The sequence below is a fragment of the Achromobacter sp. GbtcB20 genome (genome assembly GCF_019091095.1).
Classification (GTDB): Bacteria; Pseudomonadota; Gammaproteobacteria; order Burkholderiales; family Burkholderiaceae_B; genus Achromobacter; species Achromobacter mucicolens.
Genome location: NZ_JAGXJZ010000012.1, coordinates 1 through 16663, shown reverse-complemented (window position 1 = coordinate 16663; position 16663 = coordinate 1). Strand labels below are relative to the sequence as shown.

Here is a 16663-nt window from a genome sequence, read left to right as displayed (position 1 = left end):
GATGCCCAGCCTGCGTATTGTGCATTCGGAAGCCGCCACCAGTTTCGGCGGACAGGAAGGACGTATCTTCAAGGAAATGCACGCCATGCGTGCGCGTGGGCATCACCTCGAGGCGATCTGCCAGCCGCGCGCGCAGCTGACGGAACGGCTGCGCGATGCCGGTTTCACGGTGCACGCCGTGGACATGGCCGGGCCGGTGAACTACCTGAAGGGTGTGGCCGCGGTCCGCAAGATCCTGAAGGCCGGGCGCTTTGACGTGCTCAATACCCACAGCCGGCGCGACACGGTCATCGCGGCCCTGGCCGGGCGCATGGCCGGCACGCCGCTCATCGTGCGCACCCGCCACCTGTCCAATCCGGTCGGGTCGATGTGGTCGTACACCGTCCTGCCGCATCGCGTCACGGCCGTCAGCGACCACGTGCGCAAGTACCTCATCACCCGCGGCGTCCCGCCCGAAAAGATCGCGACGGTGTATTCGCCCATCGTGCTGCCCGCGCCGGTCGAGCGCTCCACCCTGCGCGGAGAACTTGGCCTGGCCGACGACGACGTCGTGGTGGGCTGCGTGGCCGTCATGCGCGCCACCAAGGGCCACAAGGACCTGATCGACGCCATCGCGCCGCTGATGGCCACGCGCCCGAAGCTGCACCTGGTGTTCGTCGGCGCCGGATCGCCGGTCTTCGAGCAGACCCAGGCGTATGTGGCCGAGCGCGGACTGCAGGACCGCATCCATCTGATGGGCACGCGGCGCGATGTGCCCAATCTGCTGGCGGGATTCGATCTCTTTGCCTTGGCCACGCAGCAGGAAGCGTCCGGCACGGTGTTTGTCGAAGCGCAGGCCAGCGGCCTGCCCGTCATCGGCACGAACGTGGGCGGCGTGTCCGAAATGTTCCGCGACGGCGTGACGGGCTTTCTGGTCCCGCCCAAGGACCCGGCCGCATTGACCGCCGCGCTGGCGCGCCTGATCGACGAGCCGGCCCTGCGCCGTGCGATGGGCGAGGCCGGCCGCAAGATGGTCTGGGAAGAGGGCGTGTTTTCGCCCGCGCGCCTGGCGGAAACCACGGAAGCCATCTACCTGCGCTGGCTGGCGGAACGCCGCCCGGCGGAGCGCCGCCCATGAATGCGCCCAATGTGCCGGTGCTGATGTACCACCACGTCACGCCGGCCGGCGGCATGATTGCCGCGACGCCGGACGTCTTCGAGGCACAGATCTCGCGCCTGGCGCGCGCCGGCTACCAGTCGCTCACCACGGCCCAGTTTGCCGCTTATCTGGCCGGCGCCTCCGTACCCGAACGCGCCGTGCTGATCACGTTCGACGACGGCTACCTGAACAACTGGGTGCACGCGCATCCCGTCCTCGCCCGTCATGGCATGCGCGCGGTGTTGTTCACCATCACCGGCTGGATCGGCGACGGCCCCGTGCGGCCCCATGCGGGGCAGGGCGGCCCGCTGCCGCCCACGCCCGACCACCACGCCTGCAAGGAACTCGTGGCGTCGGGCCGCGCCGACGAGGCGATGCTGCGCTGGAGCGAGATCGAGGCCATGCAGGCTGCCGGCACCTTCGAATTCCATTCCCACACCCACACGCACACCCGCTGGGACAAGGTCTGCGGCGCGGATACGAACGCCAAGCGCGAGCACATCGCGCAGGATCTAGAGGATTCGCGTGAAACCCTGATCCGCAGGCTGGGCGGCGTGAGCGACCACCTCTGCTGGCCGCAGGGCTATTTCGATGCCGATTACGTGGCCGCCGCCGGGCAGGCCGGTTTCCGGCACTTGTACACTACCGACCCTTTCGGCCAGAACCTCCCCGGCACGGATCCCGCTCATATCTACCGCTTCGCGGTGCGCAATCAGGGCGGGTCCTGGCTGAACCGCCGGATCTGGCTGTCGCGCGACCCCTTCTGGGGCCCGCGCTATCACGCCTGGAAGGCCTGGAAAAAGCGTCTTAGGAATCGCGGATGAAGTTATCAGTCATCATCATCACCAAGAACGAAGCGGCCAACATTGCCGCCTGCCTGAAGTCCGTGTCGTTTGCGGACGAGTTCATCGTTGTGGATTCGGGCAGCACTGACGGCACCGTGGAATTGGCGCGGGCGTTGGGCGCGCGGGTCGAAGTCACCCCTGACTGGCCCGGCTTCGGTCCGCAAAAGAACCGCGCGCTGGATCTGGCGACGGGCGATTGGGTCCTGTCGATCGATGCGGACGAGCGCGTCACGCCCGAGCTGGCGCAGGAAATCCAGGACGTGCTGCGCGCGCCCAAGGCCGACGCCTACGAAATCGCGCGCCTGTCCAACTTCTGCGGCCGCGACATCCGCCATAGCGGCTGGTGGCCCGACTACGTGCTGCGGCTTTTCAAGCGCGGCACGGCGCGCTTCACCGATGCCGCCGTGCACGAACGCGTGGTGCCCGCCAATGGCCGTCCCCTGCAGTTGCGCGGCTATTTCAACCACTATCCGTACGACAACCTGGACGCGCTGATCAACAAGGTCAACCGGTATTCGTCCGACGCGGCCGCCATGATGTACGCCAAGGGCAAGCGCACGTCGGTCTTCGGTGCGCTGGGCCACGGCTTCTGGACCTTCGTGCGCATCTACCTGATCCGCCGCGGCTTCCTGGACGGCCGCCACGGGCTCGTGCTGGCCGTGACGGCGGCGGCGGGCAGCTTCTTCCGTTACTCGAAGCTGATGTTCCTGGCAGAAAACAAAAAGTGAAGATCCTCTACACGAACTTCCACGCGGGCAACGGCGGGGGGCACGTCACCTACATCATCAACCTGGCCAAGGCGCTCGCCCGCGACCACGAGATCACGGTGGCGGTGCCGGAGACCAGCCGGCTGTACCGCTACGCCAAGGCCATCCCCGGCGTGAACGTGGTGGACATGCGCTACACGACGCGCCCCTCGTCCTGGTTCAAGGACCGCGCCAGGCTGCATCGCCTGATTGCCGACGGCCAGTTCGACATCATCCACGCCAACGGCTCGGCCGATCACAAGCAGGTCATGCTGGCCACGCTGGGCATGCGGCGCCGGCCGCGCATCGTGTTCACCAAGCACAACGATCACCCGCTGACCAGCTTCGGGCACAAGCTGCGGGTGGCGCTGGCCACCGATCACGGCATCGCCGTCAGCGACTACATCCGCGGCATGATGGAGCAGTCCCCGTACCGCAAACGCCCCATCACGACCATCCGGCACGGCATCGATACGAATTTCTTCGCCCCGCCGCCGCCCGAAAGCCTGGACAAGCTGCGCGAACTCTTCTTTGGCCCGGACTGGCAAGGCAAGCTGCTGCTGGGCAGCGCGGGCGGCACCGATTACGACAAGGGCTGGCTGGACCTGGTGGCAGCCGCGGCCGCCCTGCCGCCGGCCGACAAGGCACGCATCTTGCTGATGGTGGCGGGCGATCCGCCCTCCGAGGCCAAGCTGGCGCGTGTGCGCGAGCTTGGCATGATCGATCAGGTGAAGTTTCCCGGGCTGCTCGATGACGTGCGCGCGGCGCTGGCGTCCTGCCACGCGGGATTCGTGCTGTCGTACCGCGAGGCGTTGTCCTTTGCCTGCCGCGAGATCATGGCACTGGGACTGCCGGCGCTTGTCAGTGACGCGGGCGGTCTGCCCGAAAACGTCACAGACGGCGTGGATGGCTGGATCGTGCCCGCGCGCGACATCCCGGCCATGACCGCCAAATTGCGATTCATGCTGGACAACCCGGAGGCGGTGCGTCTGATGGGCCACAAAGCGCGCGAGACCAGTTTGCGCGACTTCAACCTGGAGCGTTTCGCAGCTGCCACGGTGGATGTATACCAACGCACGCTCGCGGGACGCTGAGCCATATAATGTCGAGCTATGTCTATTCCAATCCTTATGTATCACCAGATCGGCGAGCCCAACCCCAAGGGCACGCCGTTTCGCGGACTGACGGTACATCCCGATAGCTTTGCCCGCCAGATGCGCTGGATGCGCCGGCTGGGCTATCGCGGATTGTCCATGCGCGACGTCATGCCTTACGTCCGCGGCGAGCGCCAGGGAAAGGTCTTCGGCATCACGTTCGACGACGGTTTCCGCAATGTGCATCACAACGCGATGCCGGTACTGAGCGAACTGGGATTCACCGCCACCAACTATTTCGTGGCCCGGCAGTTCGACGGCGGCAACGTGTGGGACCTCGAAAAGGGGATCCCGTTTGCGCCGCTGATGACCGTCCAGGAAATGCGGGAATGGGCGCAGGCCGGCAACGAGGTCGGCTCGCACACGCTGGATCACGTCCACCTGCCCGAGCTGCCTGCCGAAGAAGCGCGGCGCCAGATCGTCCAGTCCAAGGACGAGCTCGAAGAGGCGCTGGGCGCGCCCGTCACCGCGTTCTGTTATCCGTATGGCGACCATGGCCCCGAGCATCAGGCCATGGCGCGCGAGGCCGGTTACGAGAACGCCACGCTCACCAAGCGCGGCCTGGCGGCGGCGTCCGACGATCCCTTCGGATTGCCGCGCGTTACCGTGGCGCGCTCGACCAACATCGTCCGATTCCTCCAGAAGTGCCTCACCCGGTATGAAGACAGCCGCCGGCGCTCCTGAACGCCGGCTTCGCATCGCGCTGTTGGTTGATCGCTTCGGCAACCGTTTCGGGGGGGCCGAGGCCTATGGCGTCGAGTTGATGCGTGTCCTCGGCAAGCGCCACGACATCTCCGTGGTCGCCCGCGATTTCGACAGCGACCTGCCATTCGAATACCTGCCCGTGCGTTTTCCCGGCTGGCTGCCCAGCTGGACGCGGGTGCTGTATTTCGCCTGGCGCGCCGACCGCCTCACCCGCGGCCGCTTCGACATCGTCCATTCGCACATGAACGGCTGGGCGGGCGAAATCCAGGTCATGCACGTGACGCCGGTCCGCTATAACCGCATCACCCGGGTCACGCCGCTGCAGCGCCTGACGGCCTGGCTCAGCCCGCGGCTGGCTACCTACCTGATGCTGGAAAAGCTGCGTGTGCGCAAGACGCCCCAGCGCCGCGTGGTGGCGGTATCGGGCCTCATCATGGACCAGCTGCACCGCAGCTACGGCGAAGAACTCGCGGTCGACATCATCGCCCCGGGCGTCAAGCTGCCCGCGCCCGACCGTAACGGGGGCCGCCAGGCCACGCGCGCGCGGCTCGGCTGGGACGCGGACACGATCGGCTGTCTGCTGGTGGCGCGCAATCCGCTGCGCAAGGGCCTGCCCGCCTTGCTGGATGCGCTGGCGCTCTTGCCTCCGCGTTACCGGCTGCTGGTGGTCGGCGCCGACGAGCCCACGCGCGAGCGCGTACGCGCCGCCGGAGACGTCGCCCGCCGCGTCACGCTAGTCGAGCCCACCCCGGACGTCGCCCAGTATTTCAATGCGGCCGACATCTACACGCACCCGACCCTGAACGACAGCTACGGCATGGCGCCGCTGGAAGCCATGTCGCACGGCCTGCCGGTCATCGTCAGTTCGCCGGTCTATTGCGGCTTTGCGCAATACCTCACGGCGGGAACGGATGCGCTCATCCTGCAGGACCCGCGCGATGGCGCCCAATTGGCGCAGGCGCTGGAAAGCCTCGGTTCGGATCCGCAGCTGCGCGCGGCGCTGACGTCACGCGGCCTGGAAATCGCCCGCGACCAAAGCTGGGAAACCGTGGCCTCGCGCTACGAGGCCCTCTACGAACAGGTGCTGCTGGAGCGCCATTGAAAAACGGGGCGTCGAGCCCCGTTTTCAATGGCAGGGCGCGGTTGCCCTTTCCAGGTCGGTCAGCCAGCGGATGGCGTGTTCGCGGTCGGAACCGCACATCTCGTGCTGGGGCTGCAGCCCACCGCAGAAGTCCGGGCGGGAAGGATCACCAAAGATCGCGCACCGCATGTCCGGCAGCAACTGAACACAGGGCACGCCCGCGGGCTTGCCCTGCGGCATCCCCGGAATGGGCCGCGTGATCGACGGCGCGATGCAGCAGGCGCCGCATCCCGAACGGCACGCTGGCGCCGCGCCGGTCAGGCTCATACCCATCCGCGCAACCAGTACACAAAGAGACCCGCGTATTCCTTCACGATCGAACGGCTGGCGTCGAACGTGCGTTCATCGGGCAGCCACAACGACAGCGACCCGTCGGCCGGCTCCACGATCTGCGGCGGCGCGGGGGCGGCAATCACTTCCACGCCCTGCTTGGAAAAGGCCGCCATGGCGCGGGGCATGTGCAAGGCGGACGTGACCAGCAGCACCTTGCCGATGCCGCGCGCCTTGAGCTGGTCTTCGGTGAGTGTGGCGTTTTCATAGGTGGTGCGGCTGGCGTTTTCCAGGATCAGGGCCGACTCCGGAACGCCCTGCTGGCGGATCGCATGCGCCATGCCGCGCGCTTCGCTGACATCGCCTTCCAGCGCGCCGCCCGACAGCAGCACCTTGGGCGCGCGGCCGGCCAGATACAGCTGGGCGGCGGCGTCCACGCGCACGATCGCCGTGTCCTTGTCATAGGGCAGGAACCAATTGGCCCGGCCGTTGGCGGTATTGCCGCCCAGCACCACGATCGCGTCGGCCGTCGGCATCTCGGCGGCGGGCTTGTGCGGATAGCGGTTTTCCAGCGCGCCGCCCGCCCACAGCGACGTCGCCGGCAACGACCAGGCCAGCGCCCAGAGCAAGCCTGCCGCGACGAGCGTGAGGCCCGTCTTGCGAAGCCGGAACAGTCCCAGCACCAGGCCAAGGACCACCAGGGTGATGCACAAATTCAAGGGAATGATCAGATTCGTGAGATAGCTGGAAAAGGTCATTTCGAGACTGTCCTGATTACTGCGTACCATCCAGCAGGCGCTCGGCCTGCTGTGTTGCTTCTTCCTGCGAGGGCCAGGCCTGGTCGCTGCCCAGGCACACCGCGCGCGGCGACCACGGGCCGGTGCGTTGCGGCTGTGTCACGCCAAACAGCGTCAGCTGCCGCGCCGACGCCGCCGCCGCCACGTGCGACACGCCGGAGTCGTTACAAATCACCAGCGCGGCCCGGGCGGTCAGCGCCGCAAAGGCGCCCAATCCCAGCGGGGGCAGCAACTGAGCGGTCGGCGCATTGCGCCGGGCTTCGTCGGTTTCGGCCGGAGGGGGGCACATTACCACGGTATGGCCGCGGGCCTGCAAGGCGCGCGTCAGTGTATCGAATCCCGGCCACACCTTGATCCTGCCCTTGTGCAGGCCCGTGGCGGTGGGCGCAATCAGCACGAAGGGCCGGTCTTGCAGGCCGGCCTGAGCTAGAGCCTCGCCCGCCGCGCGTTCATGCGCCGCCGTCAGCGGCAGGTCCAGCGTCGGACCGGGCTGGGCGGGACCGCAGGGCAGATTCCAGCGGATCAGGGCCTCGCGGGTCAGGTGATGCCAGGATTCGACGGCGTGCATCGGCTGGTCGGGTTTGGCGAACGGCCAGCGCAGCAGAAAGCTGCGGCCGTCGTCGCGGTACCCCGCCGACGGCACGCCGGCCAGCCGGAACACCAGCGCGCTGGACAGGGAATCCGGCAGCAGCAGGCCCCGGGCGCGGCGGCCTTGCGCGCCCAGCCCCCGCCGGTGCGCGCTGACCGCCGCCCGGTCCGGTCCCACCTTGCCGCGCATGGGGACGAAATCCAGTTTGTCCACGCCATCGAGCAGGTCGCGGGCCCAGGGGCGGGCGCAGATGACGAGGGGCAGGCCGCTTGCCGCCAGGGCGCGCAGGCTGGGCAGGCTCATGCAGACATCGCCCACCCAGTTGGGCAGGCGGACATACAGGCAACTGATATCGGACATGGAAGGGCGCACGGGCGCGGATAGGGCTAAGGGGCGGGGACGGCGCGCAGACGCGCAGCCGGTACAATCCTGGGCACAATTGTATGAAAAGCGAGTGATCCCTTTGAATTCTGCCGCACGGAATGCGCCAGCGGGCTCCCAGCCCGTCAAATCCGAACTCTGGACCCGGATCTACAGCCGGGTCGGTTCCTACTGGAAGGGCTTGCTGGCGGCCGTCCTCCTGATGGCAGGCGCCGCAGCCACGCAGCCCGTGCTGGCGGTCATCATGAAGCCCCTCCTGGACGGCGGCTTCTCCGGCGCCAAGCCGTATTACGTGTGGGCACTGCCGCTGGCGGTCGTGGGCCTGATCCTGGTGCGCGGCATCTGCAACTTCTTCAGCGACTACCTGCTGGCCTGGGTGGCCAACAACGTGCTGCTGGGCATGCGGCGCGACATGTTCGAGCGCCTCCTTGGCCTGCCGGACGCCGACTTCAAGCGCGGCGACACCGGGCGCCTCCTGAACCGCTTCACCATCGACGCCGGCAACGTCACCGGCTACGCCACCGACGTCATCACCGTGCTGGTGCGCGAAACCCTGGTGGTCATCGCGCTGATCTGCGTGCTGCTCTACATGTCGTGGGTGCTGACGCTGATCATCCTGGTCATGCTGCCGGTCTCGGTCCTGATCTCGCGCTTTTTCATCAAGCGCCTGCGCCGCATCAACCGCGAAACCGTCAACATGAACGCCGAGCTGACCCGCGTGGTCGGCGAAGGCATCGACGGCCAGCGCGTCATCAAGCTGTTCGACGGCTACGAGGTCGAACGCGGCCGCTTCGATTTCGTCAGCCGGCGCCTGCGCCGCTTTGCCATGCGCACGGCCACGGCCGATGCGGCGCTGACGCCCTTGACCCAGGTCTGCATCTCGATTTCCGTGGGCGCGGTCATCGCCGTGGCGCTCAGCCAGGCCAACAGCGGCTCGCTCACCGTGGGCAGCTTCGCGTCGTTCATGGCCGCGCTGGCCCAGATCTTCGACCCCATCAAGCGCCTGACCAACGTGGCCGCCCGCCTGCAAAAGATGCTGGTCTCGGCCGAAAGCGTGTTCACCCTGATCGACCAGATCCCGGAAAACGACACCGGCACCAAGGAACTGCCCGAGCCCGTGCGCGGCAAGGTCGAGTTCCGCAGCGTGTCGCATCGCTTCCCCGACGCCGACCGCGACACGGTCAATGACATTTCCTTCGTGGTCGAACCCGGTCAGACCGTCGCCCTCGTGGGCCGCTCGGGCAGCGGCAAGACCACGCTGGTCAACATGCTGCCCCGCTTCGTGCTGGCCGACAGCGGCCAGATCCTCGTGGACGACGTGCCCATCGATGAACTCACGCTGCGCAGCCTGCGCTCGCACCTGTCGCTGGTCAGCCAGGACGTCGTGCTGTTCGACGACACGATCGCCGCCAACGTCGGCTACGGCGCATTGGGCAAGTCCAGCGAGCAAAAGGTGCGCGATGCGCTGGCCGCCGCCAACCTGCTCGACTTCGTCGAAGGCCTGCCGCAAGGCATCAACACGCCCGTGGGCGAGAACGCCGCCCGCCTGTCCGGCGGCCAGCGCCAGCGTCTGGCCATCGCGCGCGCGCTCATCAAGAACGCGCCCATCCTGATCCTGGACGAAGCGACGTCGGCGCTCGATAACGAATCCGAACGCCAGGTGCAGGCCTCGCTGGAACGCCTGATGAAGGGGCGCACCACGCTGGTCATCGCGCACCGCCTGTCCACCGTCCAGAACGCCGACCGCATCATCGTCCTGGACGCCGGCAAGATCGTCGAACAGGGTCCGCACGCGGAACTGCTGGCGGCCGACGGCCTGTACGCATCCCTCTACAAGATGCAGTTCCGGGAAGACTGAGCCAAACCGTACACGTCTTTCCCCAGCAGCCGCCCCTCGGGGCGGCTTTTCATTGCCGAAGTTCCTGTTTGCCAATCCCGCGGTTTGCCGGAAAATGGCCCCAGCCTGCGCATAGCGGGCTGGGCGGCGTCCCAGGCGCTTCGGCCCGCCATGCCAACCAGGAGCGCTCCATGGCCCTGCCTTCCGAAGGCAATCAAGTCCTCAACGTCGTCGTTCTGCTTGGCGCAGCGGTGATTGCCGTCCCCTTGTTCAAGCGTCTCGGACTGGGTTCGGTCCTGGGCTATCTGGCGGCCGGCCTGGCAATAGGCCCGTTCGGCATCGGGTTTTTCACCGATCCCAAATCCATCCTGCACGTCGCGGAACTGGGCGTGGTGATGTTTCTTTTCATCATCGGGCTGGAGATGCAGCCGTCGCGCCTCTGGAAGCTGCGCGGCGAAATCTTCGGGCTGGGCGTCGCGCAGGTGCTGGTTTGCGGTGCGCTGCTTACCGGCGTCGGGTTGCTGGCCGGCCTGTCAGGCGCCGCGGCCTTCATGGCGGCGATGGGTTTCGTGCTTTCATCCACGGCCATCGTGATGCAGATCCTGGCCGAGCGCGACGAGACCACCACCGCGCAGGGCCAACGCATCGTCTCCATCCTTCTTCTCGAAGACCTGGCGATCGTCCCGCTGCTGGCGCTGGCCGCCTTGCTGGCTCCCGCAAGCAGCGGCAGCGAAGCCAATCCGTGGTGGCAGGCCGCCATTGCGCTCGGCTGCATTCTGGCGCTGCTGGCCGCGGGCCGGTGGCTGCTCAATCCACTGTTCCGTCTTCTGGCCGCGGCGCATGCCCGCGAAGTGATGACCGCGGCTGCATTGCTCGTCGTGCTGGGCGCCGCGTTGCTGATGGAACTGGGCGGCCTGTCCATGGCCATGGGCGCGTTCCTGGCTGGTGTCCTGCTGTCCGAATCCACATTCCGCCATCAGCTCGAAGCCGATATCGAGCCCTTTCGCGGCATCCTGCTCGGCCTGTTCTTCCTGGGCGTGGGCATGTCGCTGGACCTCCTGGCCGTGGCGCGGGAATGGCCGCTCATCCTGGCGGGCGTCGTCGCTTTCATGGCAGTCAAATCCGTGGGCGTCTACATCGTGGCGCGCCTGCTGCGCGCCACCCATGCCGAAGCCATCACCCGTTGCGCGTTGCTGGCGCAAGGCGGCGAGTTTGCCTTCGTGCTGTACAGCGCAGCCGCCGACAAAGGCATCTTCGACGCGCATACGGGCGCGGTGCTGACCGCGGTCGTCATCATTTCCATGGCGCTCACCCCGCTATGCGTCCTGGCCTTGCGCTGGCTCCTGCCCAAACCCAAGCCGTCCATGGATGGCGTGGACGTGGCTCGCGACCTGGACGGCTGCGCGCTGATCGTGGGTTTTGGCCGTTTCGGCCAGATCGTGACGCAGGCAATGCTGGCACGCGGGGTAAAGGTCTCGATCCTGGACACCGACACCGACGCGATCCGCGCCGCGGCAAAGTGGGGCGTGAAGGTGTATTACGGGGACGGTACGCGCGCCGACATGCTGCGTTCGGCCGGCGCCGAAAACGCCTGCGCCATCCTGGTGTGCATCGACGACCCGCGCGCCGCCACCCACATGGTGCATCTCATCAAGTCCGAATTCCCGCTGGTGCGCGTCGTGGTGCGGGCCTATGACCGCATCCATTCGCTGGCGCTGGCCCGCGAAGGGGTGGATTTCCAGGTCCGCGAAACCCTGGAATCGGCGCTGGTCTTCGGCGAAGCGGCGTTGCGCGCCATCGGCGTGCCGCCCGACGAGGCCGAGGAGGTCATTCAGGACGTACGGCAACGCGACACCGAACGCTTCGAACTCGAGGTGGCAGGCGGGCTGTTCGCCGGCCGGTCGCTGCTTTACGGAAATATGACGGGCCAACCGGATGGCATCAATGACCGGCCGGACCGCGAAACCGGCGACGCGGCGCCCAGTCCATCCGCCTGACGGCTATTTTTCGGCGTGCATTTCCGGATCTTTGCATTACTTTACGCATCATTTCACGCGCAAAATCAAACAGCTAGGGTAGATTAATCCGCAATGACGCTTCACTCAGGAAGCGCTTTTGCCAGGGGGCTGCCATGCTGCAAACGGACCGTAATTCGACTACGTCGCACGCCATCGGAATCGAGCTTGCCCGGCGTCAGGCCATGACGCTTCGTTGCGGATTCTCTGGCGTGCTTACCCGCCAATTGATGGCGCAGGCCGGCGGGGCAGGGCCCGCCTGGGCCATCAACGCCCACCGCGAGACCGACAAGGCACGCGGGGCCAAGGCCTTCCCGTTCCGCATCGCAGCCGCCGCGCTGTCCTGAAAGCCCCGCCTCGGGCGCGCCGCGCCCGGCTGCTGTCTTTCCGCGCGTGCCCGGGCATCTTCCCGGGCAAAAATTCCCGTCACTTGCGCTGATCGCCGCCCCTGACTTTGCTGTCCAGGGCGGCGATGCCTTGCGCGCATTTGTCGGCGTGCTGTCGCCCGAGGGCGTCAATCGTCTCTATGCGTTCGACGCCATCGAGCGCACGCCGCTGGTGATCGACGTGGCGTTGGCCGTCGACGATCTGCTCGAACCCTGGGTGCGCCGCGCCGCCCTGATCGTGCCCGTGACCTTGGCGCTCTTTGCATCGGTGATGGCGCAGATCCTCCTCTTTCGTCGCGAGATGCGCTGGCGGCAGGCGTTCGAGGCGCAATTGGCGCGTCAGGCCCAGACGGACGGACTCACCGGTATCGCCAACCGGCGCACCTTTGACGAGGTACTCGATCGGGAATGGGCGGCCGCGCGTCGCGATCGCGCGCCGCTGTCGCTGCTGTTCCTGGATGCCGACCGCTTCAAGCTTTACAACGACCGCTATGGCCACCAGGAAGGCGACGCGCTGCTCAAGATGCTGGCGCTTGCGCTTCAGAACAAGGCTCGCCGGCCTCGCGATCTGGCAGCCCGATACGGCGGCGAAGAGTTCGTGGTGCTGCTGCCCGACACGCGCCGCGAACAGGCGCTGGTCATCGCCGAAAGTATCCGGCGTGCGGTCGAGGACCTGGCCATTCCGCATGAAGACAACGAAGGCGGTATCGTCACCGTCAGCGTCGGCGTGGCCACGGTCGTGCCGCTAGGCGACGACGTTTCGGCCGCCCTTGTGGAAGCCGCCGATGCGGCCGTTTACCAGGCCAAGGCCGCGGGCCGCAATCGCGTCGCGTCGGCGCCAGCCTGATTATCGACATGGCAAGAAAAACCCCGCCGCACCTTTCGGTGACGGCGGGGTGATGCGTGGCGCAGTGTGCTTGAGCGGTGCTTAACGGCCCATGATCACGGCCTGCAGGCGCGTCTGTGCCTGCTGCACATTCTTGGCCTGTGCGTTCATCTCTTGCAGCAGCTTGTTCAGCTCGGCTTGCACGGCAGGATCGGTCACCGTCACGCTGTTGCCCGAGATCTCGATCTTCGACTTGTTCGCTTCCACGTAGTCGGCGATCTTCAGGGTGACGTCGTAGGTGGCGTTGATCTGCGGCAGCACGTCGCCAAAGGTGTCGGCCGGCAGGGTGATGGTCTTCTCGTAGGCCTTGTCGTACACGGCCTTCAGGTCCTCAGGCTGCTTGAGCTGGGCGTGAGCCGCGTCGGCCTTGGCGCGATGCTCCTTCAGCGCCGCGTTCATGTCGTTCAGACCGGCACGCACGGACTTCAGGTCCTCGCGGCGCGTGACGATATCGTTCACCGAGCGCACCTGACCTTTCTGCAGGATCCCCGACAGCGGCTTGACCGACGCATCCATGCCGGCATTGAAGTCGGTGATGATGGCGTAGTGGGCCGCGTAGTCGCCGAAGGACTTCTTTTCTTCCTCCGTCAGCTTCGGCACACGCACGCCCGGCTTGTCCACGATGCGCGTCTGCAGGAACTGCGTGAACGCCGCGCGCTGCTCGGGCTCCTTGTCGCCGCAGGCTGCCAGCATCAGCGGCAGGGCCGCGACCAGAACCAGGAACGGACGGAATAGGGACTTCATTGCAATGACCTCCGAATGACTAAGGGAAAAGCGCCGGGGCGGTAACCGACCCGGCAAAGCGCCCGCAGCTTATCGATAACCCTTACTTGTCGCCATCCGTTTCAGAAATCATTTCAAACGAATTGTTAAGTCACAAAATCCACACATATCGAGTTGAAGCCTGTTCGCGATTCGGGTATGGGTCCTTGCTCTCGCACGCGCGCTGAATGCGGACTTGGCGAAGAGCGGCCGCCAGCGCGGTTCACGGCTTAAACGCGCGCATCAATGGGCGCGCAGGCATATCGCCATTTCGGCCTCCCGATGGCCCCCATCCTGCCGCGCCCCAATGAAAAAAGCCGCGCTTGCAGGCGCGGCTCTTCCGTCGGTCCGATGACTAGGCATTCTTCTTATGCCGTCAAACGAGGATGATGTCGTACTTCTCCTGCGAATACGCCGCTTCCACTTCCAGCGACACGCGCTTGCCCACAAAGTCGCCCAGCATCGCCAAATGCTGGCTTTCCTCTTCCAGAAAAAGGTCCACCACTTCCTGCGAGGCAAGAATGCGAAATTCCTTGGGATTGAATTGCCGTGCCTCGCGCAGAATCTCGCGCAGGATTTCATAACAGACCGTGCGCGGCGTACGCACATTGCCGCGCGACTCGCACATGGGGCAGGGCTCGCAAAGCTGGTGCGCCAGCGAATCGCGCGTGCGCTTGCGCGTCATTTCCACCAGCCCCAGTTGCGTGAATCCATTGACGGTCATGCGAGTCCGATCGCGCGACAACGCCTTCTTCAGCTCCGCCAGCACGGTGTCGCGATGTTCCTGTTCCTCCATGTCAATGAAGTCCAGGATCACGATTCCCCCCAGGTTGCGCAGCCGCAGCTGCCGCGCAATTGCCTGTGCCGCCTCAAGGTTCGTCTTGAAGATCGTGTCGTCGAAATTGCGGCCTCCCACAAACCCGCCGGTATTGACGTCCACCGTGGTCAACGCCTCCGTCTGGTCAATGATCAGATAGCCGCCCGACTTCAGGTCGACCCGGCGCGACAGCGCGCGCGCAATCTCGTCATCCACGTTGGCGGTGTCGAACAGGGGGCGCTCGCCGCTGTAATGCTTGATGCGGTCAACCACCGAAGGCGTGTACACACGCGCCCATTCCAGCATCGCGGCAGTCGTCGTGCGTGAATCCACCAGGATCGACCCGGTCTCGGGGCCGACCATGTCGCGCAATACGCGCTGGGCAAGCGTCAGGTCCTGGTGCAACAACGCGGGGGCGGGCTGGGTGCGGGCCGCCGCCTGGACACTCGTCCACAGCTTGCGCAGATATTCCACGTCGGCGGTCAACTCCGCGTCGTTGGCGCCCTCGGCCTGCGTGCGCACGATGAACCCGCCTTTCTCGTCCGAGGGCATCAGCGCTTGCAGACGTTCGCGCAACTGGATGCGTTCGGACTCGGAATCGATCTTCTGCGAAATACCGATGTGCGGATCGTGTGGCAGATACACCAGCATCCGCCCGGCCATGCTGATCTGCGTCGACAGCCGCGCGCCCTTGGTGCCGAGCGGATCCTTCACGACCTGCACCATGAGGGTCTGTCCCTCAAATATCAGCTTTTCGATTGGCGTCGGCGTCAAACCCTGGCTGCGCTCGGTGCGATTCTCGCGCAGGTCCGCAATATGAATGAACGCCGCCCGCTCCAGCCCAATGTCGATGAACGCGCTCTGCATGCCGGGCAGCACCCGCACGACCCGACCCAGATAGATATTGCCGACGTGGCCCCGTTGGATGCTACGTTCGACGTGCAATTCCTGAACCGACCCCTGTTCCACCAGCGCAACGCGGGTTTCAAACGGGGTGACGTTGATCAGGATGTCTTCGCTCAGGGCGATCGCAGGGGGCATGAGGTATCTGTCTCCAATCAGATGCGGCGTACAGGCGAATAGTAAACGTACATACTAGTCCCACAAGCAGGGGCTGCCGCTATCTATATATAGGCGCGGCCACTGACGGCCCTTGCCTCCTTCGACGGAGGAGGGCGTCGGCGCCAGCCTGACTGCCTTTCCATCAACAAATTTGCGTCACTGGCATGACAGTCCAAAATTCTGTGCTATAGTCTCGCTCCTTCGCAGTTCAGACAGTTTTGAGACGCGAAGCCAAGGAAGTGCAACAGGTGACGGGACAACCCAATCTCACCTGCCGCAACGGCACTCAGTAATGAACGCCAAGCGGTTATTGCAAGGATCGACGCAAATCAGGCAGAAGCCAGTTGCAAGATCTGCAAAAATTGTGCTATAGTTTTGAGCTTGGCAGTTACTGAAAAATTAGGGTTTACCCTGACATTTCGATAGCTGCTAGGGCAGGACGAAAGTCCTGGCGAGACCTGCAGCGGTCGCCGCAAGTAAGTGACGCAACGGCGTAAAGCAAAAGCGAAGCTGACTTGACAAGCGATAAAAGCTTCTTCATAATCTCGTTTCTCTGCTGCAACGACAGCGACGACGCGAAAGCGAAGTTAGCCGAAGTTGAGGGCAGAAACCAGTAGTACAGAATTTAGCAGTACCGCTCTTTAACAATTAAACAACCGATAAGTGTGGGCGCTTGATGCGAGTGCAGCGATTAGGTTTCGGCCTTATCGCAAGCACAAGAAATCAAGTGCTCACTAGAAGTGAAGTGCCTTAGACGTCAAGTTTAAGAACATACCTCACTTCCTTTGAGTAGCGACGTATGACCTGGTTTGAATTTATTCAGACCAAGAATACGAAACAAATACAGAGATTAAACTGAAGAGTTTGATCCTGGCTCAGATTGAACGCTAGCGGGATGCCTTACACATGCAAGTCGAACGGCAGCACGGACTTCGGTCTGGTGGCGAGTGGCGAACGGGTGAGTAATGTATCGGAACGTGCCTAGTAGCGGGGGATAACTACGCGAAAGCGTAGCTAATACCGCATACGCCCTACGGGGGAAAGCAGGGGATCGCAAGACCTTGCACTATTAGAGCGGCCGATATCGGATTAGCTAGTTGGTGGGGTAACGGCTCACCAAGGCGACGATCCG

Annotated in this window: 15 protein-coding genes and 1 rRNA gene; 11 read left to right on the top strand and 5 right to left on the bottom strand. The window is 65.0% G+C overall.

Annotation, left to right across the window (positions count from 1 at the left end; all coding sequences use genetic code 11):
- Nucleotide 1 precedes the first annotated feature (1 nt).
- From KVT32_RS16495 to KVT32_RS16470, 6 genes are read left to right on the top strand one after another with little or no spacing between them, the layout of a single operon-like run.
- Nucleotides 2-1117: a glycosyltransferase family 4 protein gene (locus KVT32_RS16495; RefSeq protein WP_152385446.1), complete on the top strand. Its 1116-nt coding sequence runs from the start codon at nt 2-4 to the stop codon at nt 1115-1117.
- Nucleotides 1114-1962 (top strand): polysaccharide deacetylase family protein, encoded by an 849-nt coding sequence (locus KVT32_RS16490; RefSeq protein ID WP_152383881.1) that lies wholly within the window; start codon nt 1114-1116, stop codon nt 1960-1962. Before KVT32_RS16495 ends, KVT32_RS16490 begins: the two co-directional genes overlap by 4 nt.
- Nucleotides 1959-2711: a glycosyltransferase family 2 protein gene (locus KVT32_RS16485; RefSeq protein WP_056320194.1), complete on the top strand. Its 753-nt coding sequence runs from the start codon at nt 1959-1961 to the stop codon at nt 2709-2711. Before KVT32_RS16490 ends, KVT32_RS16485 begins: the two co-directional genes overlap by 4 nt.
- On the top strand, nt 2708-3823 hold the full coding sequence (locus KVT32_RS16480; protein WP_217618532.1) for a glycosyltransferase: 1116 nt from the start codon (nt 2708-2710) through the stop codon (nt 3821-3823). The genes KVT32_RS16485 and KVT32_RS16480 overlap by 4 nt, the downstream gene beginning before the upstream one ends.
- Nucleotides 3824-3841: 18 nt before the next feature.
- A complete protein-coding gene (locus KVT32_RS16475) occupies nt 3842-4567 on the top strand; it encodes a polysaccharide deacetylase family protein (RefSeq protein WP_217618531.1) in 726 nt (241 codons plus the stop codon).
- Nucleotides 4542-5690 (top strand): glycosyltransferase family 4 protein, encoded by a 1149-nt coding sequence (locus KVT32_RS16470; RefSeq protein ID WP_217618530.1) that lies wholly within the window; start codon nt 4542-4544, stop codon nt 5688-5690. The genes KVT32_RS16475 and KVT32_RS16470 overlap by 26 nt, the downstream gene beginning before the upstream one ends.
- Nucleotides 5691-5714: 24 nt before the next feature.
- Here KVT32_RS16470 and KVT32_RS16465 read toward each other — a convergent pair whose 3' ends face one another.
- The 3 genes from KVT32_RS16465 to KVT32_RS16455 are packed head-to-tail and all read right to left on the bottom strand — an operon-like array spanning nt 5715 to nt 7745.
- A complete protein-coding gene (locus KVT32_RS16465) occupies nt 5715-5996 on the bottom strand; it encodes a YkgJ family cysteine cluster protein (RefSeq protein WP_175156877.1) in 282 nt (93 codons plus the stop codon).
- Nucleotides 5993-6757: a YdcF family protein gene (locus KVT32_RS16460; RefSeq protein WP_062838404.1), complete on the bottom strand. Its 765-nt coding sequence runs from the start codon at nt 6755-6757 to the stop codon at nt 5993-5995. Before KVT32_RS16460 ends, KVT32_RS16465 begins: the two co-directional genes overlap by 4 nt.
- Nucleotides 6758-6773: 16 nt before the next feature.
- Nucleotides 6774-7745: a glycosyltransferase family 9 protein gene (locus tag KVT32_RS16455; protein ID WP_217618529.1), complete on the bottom strand. Its 972-nt coding sequence runs from the start codon at nt 7743-7745 to the stop codon at nt 6774-6776.
- A gap of 103 nt (nt 7746-7848) precedes the next feature.
- Between KVT32_RS16455 and msbA the strand changes: the two genes are divergently transcribed.
- From msbA to KVT32_RS16435, 4 genes are all read left to right on the top strand, one after another.
- Nucleotides 7849-9624: a lipid A export permease/ATP-binding protein MsbA gene (gene msbA / locus KVT32_RS16450; protein WP_056320209.1), complete on the top strand. Its 1776-nt coding sequence runs from the start codon at nt 7849-7851 to the stop codon at nt 9622-9624.
- Between the two features lie 170 nt (nt 9625-9794).
- Nucleotides 9795-11600, top strand: a complete 1806-nt coding sequence (locus tag KVT32_RS16445) for a monovalent cation:proton antiporter-2 (CPA2) family protein (protein ID WP_217618528.1) — start codon at nt 9795-9797, stop codon at nt 11598-11600.
- A 134-nt stretch (nt 11601-11734) separates the two neighbouring features.
- A complete protein-coding gene (locus KVT32_RS16440; protein ID WP_062838401.1) occupies nt 11735-11965 on the top strand; it encodes a hypothetical protein in 231 nt (76 codons plus the stop codon).
- A gap of 130 nt (nt 11966-12095) precedes the next feature.
- On the top strand, nt 12096-12851 hold the full coding sequence (locus KVT32_RS16435; protein ID WP_254636905.1) for a diguanylate cyclase: 756 nt from the start codon (nt 12096-12098) through the stop codon (nt 12849-12851).
- A gap of 81 nt (nt 12852-12932) precedes the next feature.
- Here KVT32_RS16435 and KVT32_RS16430 read toward each other — a convergent pair whose 3' ends face one another.
- Nucleotides 12933-13634, bottom strand: a complete 702-nt coding sequence (locus KVT32_RS16430; protein WP_056320219.1) for a DUF3053 domain-containing protein — start codon at nt 13632-13634, stop codon at nt 12933-12935.
- Nucleotides 13635-14028: 394 nt separating this feature from the next.
- Complete coding sequence (gene rng, locus KVT32_RS16425) at nt 14029-15492, bottom strand: ribonuclease G (RefSeq protein WP_056320252.1); 1464 nt, start codon at nt 15490-15492, stop codon at nt 14029-14031.
- 891 nt (nt 15493-16383) lie between these two features.
- On the opposite strand from rng, the gene KVT32_RS16420 reads away from it, so the two are divergent.
- Nucleotides 16384-16663 (top strand): 16S ribosomal RNA (locus KVT32_RS16420); the annotation flags it as partial.

Bases quoted from the DNA above. Each gene is read 5' to 3' on its own strand.
- KVT32_RS16430 (WP_056320219.1), bottom strand. From the start codon at position 13,634: ATGAAGTCCCTATTCCGTCCGTTCCTGGTTCTGGTCGCGGCCCTGCCG.
- KVT32_RS16490 (WP_152383881.1), top strand. From the start codon at position 1,114: ATGAATGCGCCCAATGTGCCGGTGCTGATGTACCACCACGTCACGCCG.
- KVT32_RS16465 (WP_175156877.1), bottom strand. From the start codon at position 5,996: ATGAGCCTGACCGGCGCGGCGCCAGCGTGCCGTTCGGGATGCGGCGCC.
- KVT32_RS16495 (WP_152385446.1), top strand. From the start codon at position 2: ATGCCCAGCCTGCGTATTGTGCATTCGGAAGCCGCCACCAGTTTCGGC.
- KVT32_RS16460 (WP_062838404.1), bottom strand. From the start codon at position 6,757: ATGACCTTTTCCAGCTATCTCACGAATCTGATCATTCCCTTGAATTTG.
- KVT32_RS16475 (WP_217618531.1), top strand. From the start codon at position 3,842: ATGTCTATTCCAATCCTTATGTATCACCAGATCGGCGAGCCCAACCCC.
- KVT32_RS16485 (WP_056320194.1), top strand. From the start codon at position 1,959: ATGAAGTTATCAGTCATCATCATCACCAAGAACGAAGCGGCCAACATT.
- KVT32_RS16470 (WP_217618530.1), top strand. From the start codon at position 4,542: ATGAAGACAGCCGCCGGCGCTCCTGAACGCCGGCTTCGCATCGCGCTG.
- KVT32_RS16440 (WP_062838401.1), top strand. From the start codon at position 11,735: ATGCTGCAAACGGACCGTAATTCGACTACGTCGCACGCCATCGGAATC.
- KVT32_RS16455 (WP_217618529.1), bottom strand. From the start codon at position 7,745: ATGTCCGATATCAGTTGCCTGTATGTCCGCCTGCCCAACTGGGTGGGC.
- KVT32_RS16445 (WP_217618528.1), top strand. From the start codon at position 9,795: ATGGCCCTGCCTTCCGAAGGCAATCAAGTCCTCAACGTCGTCGTTCTG.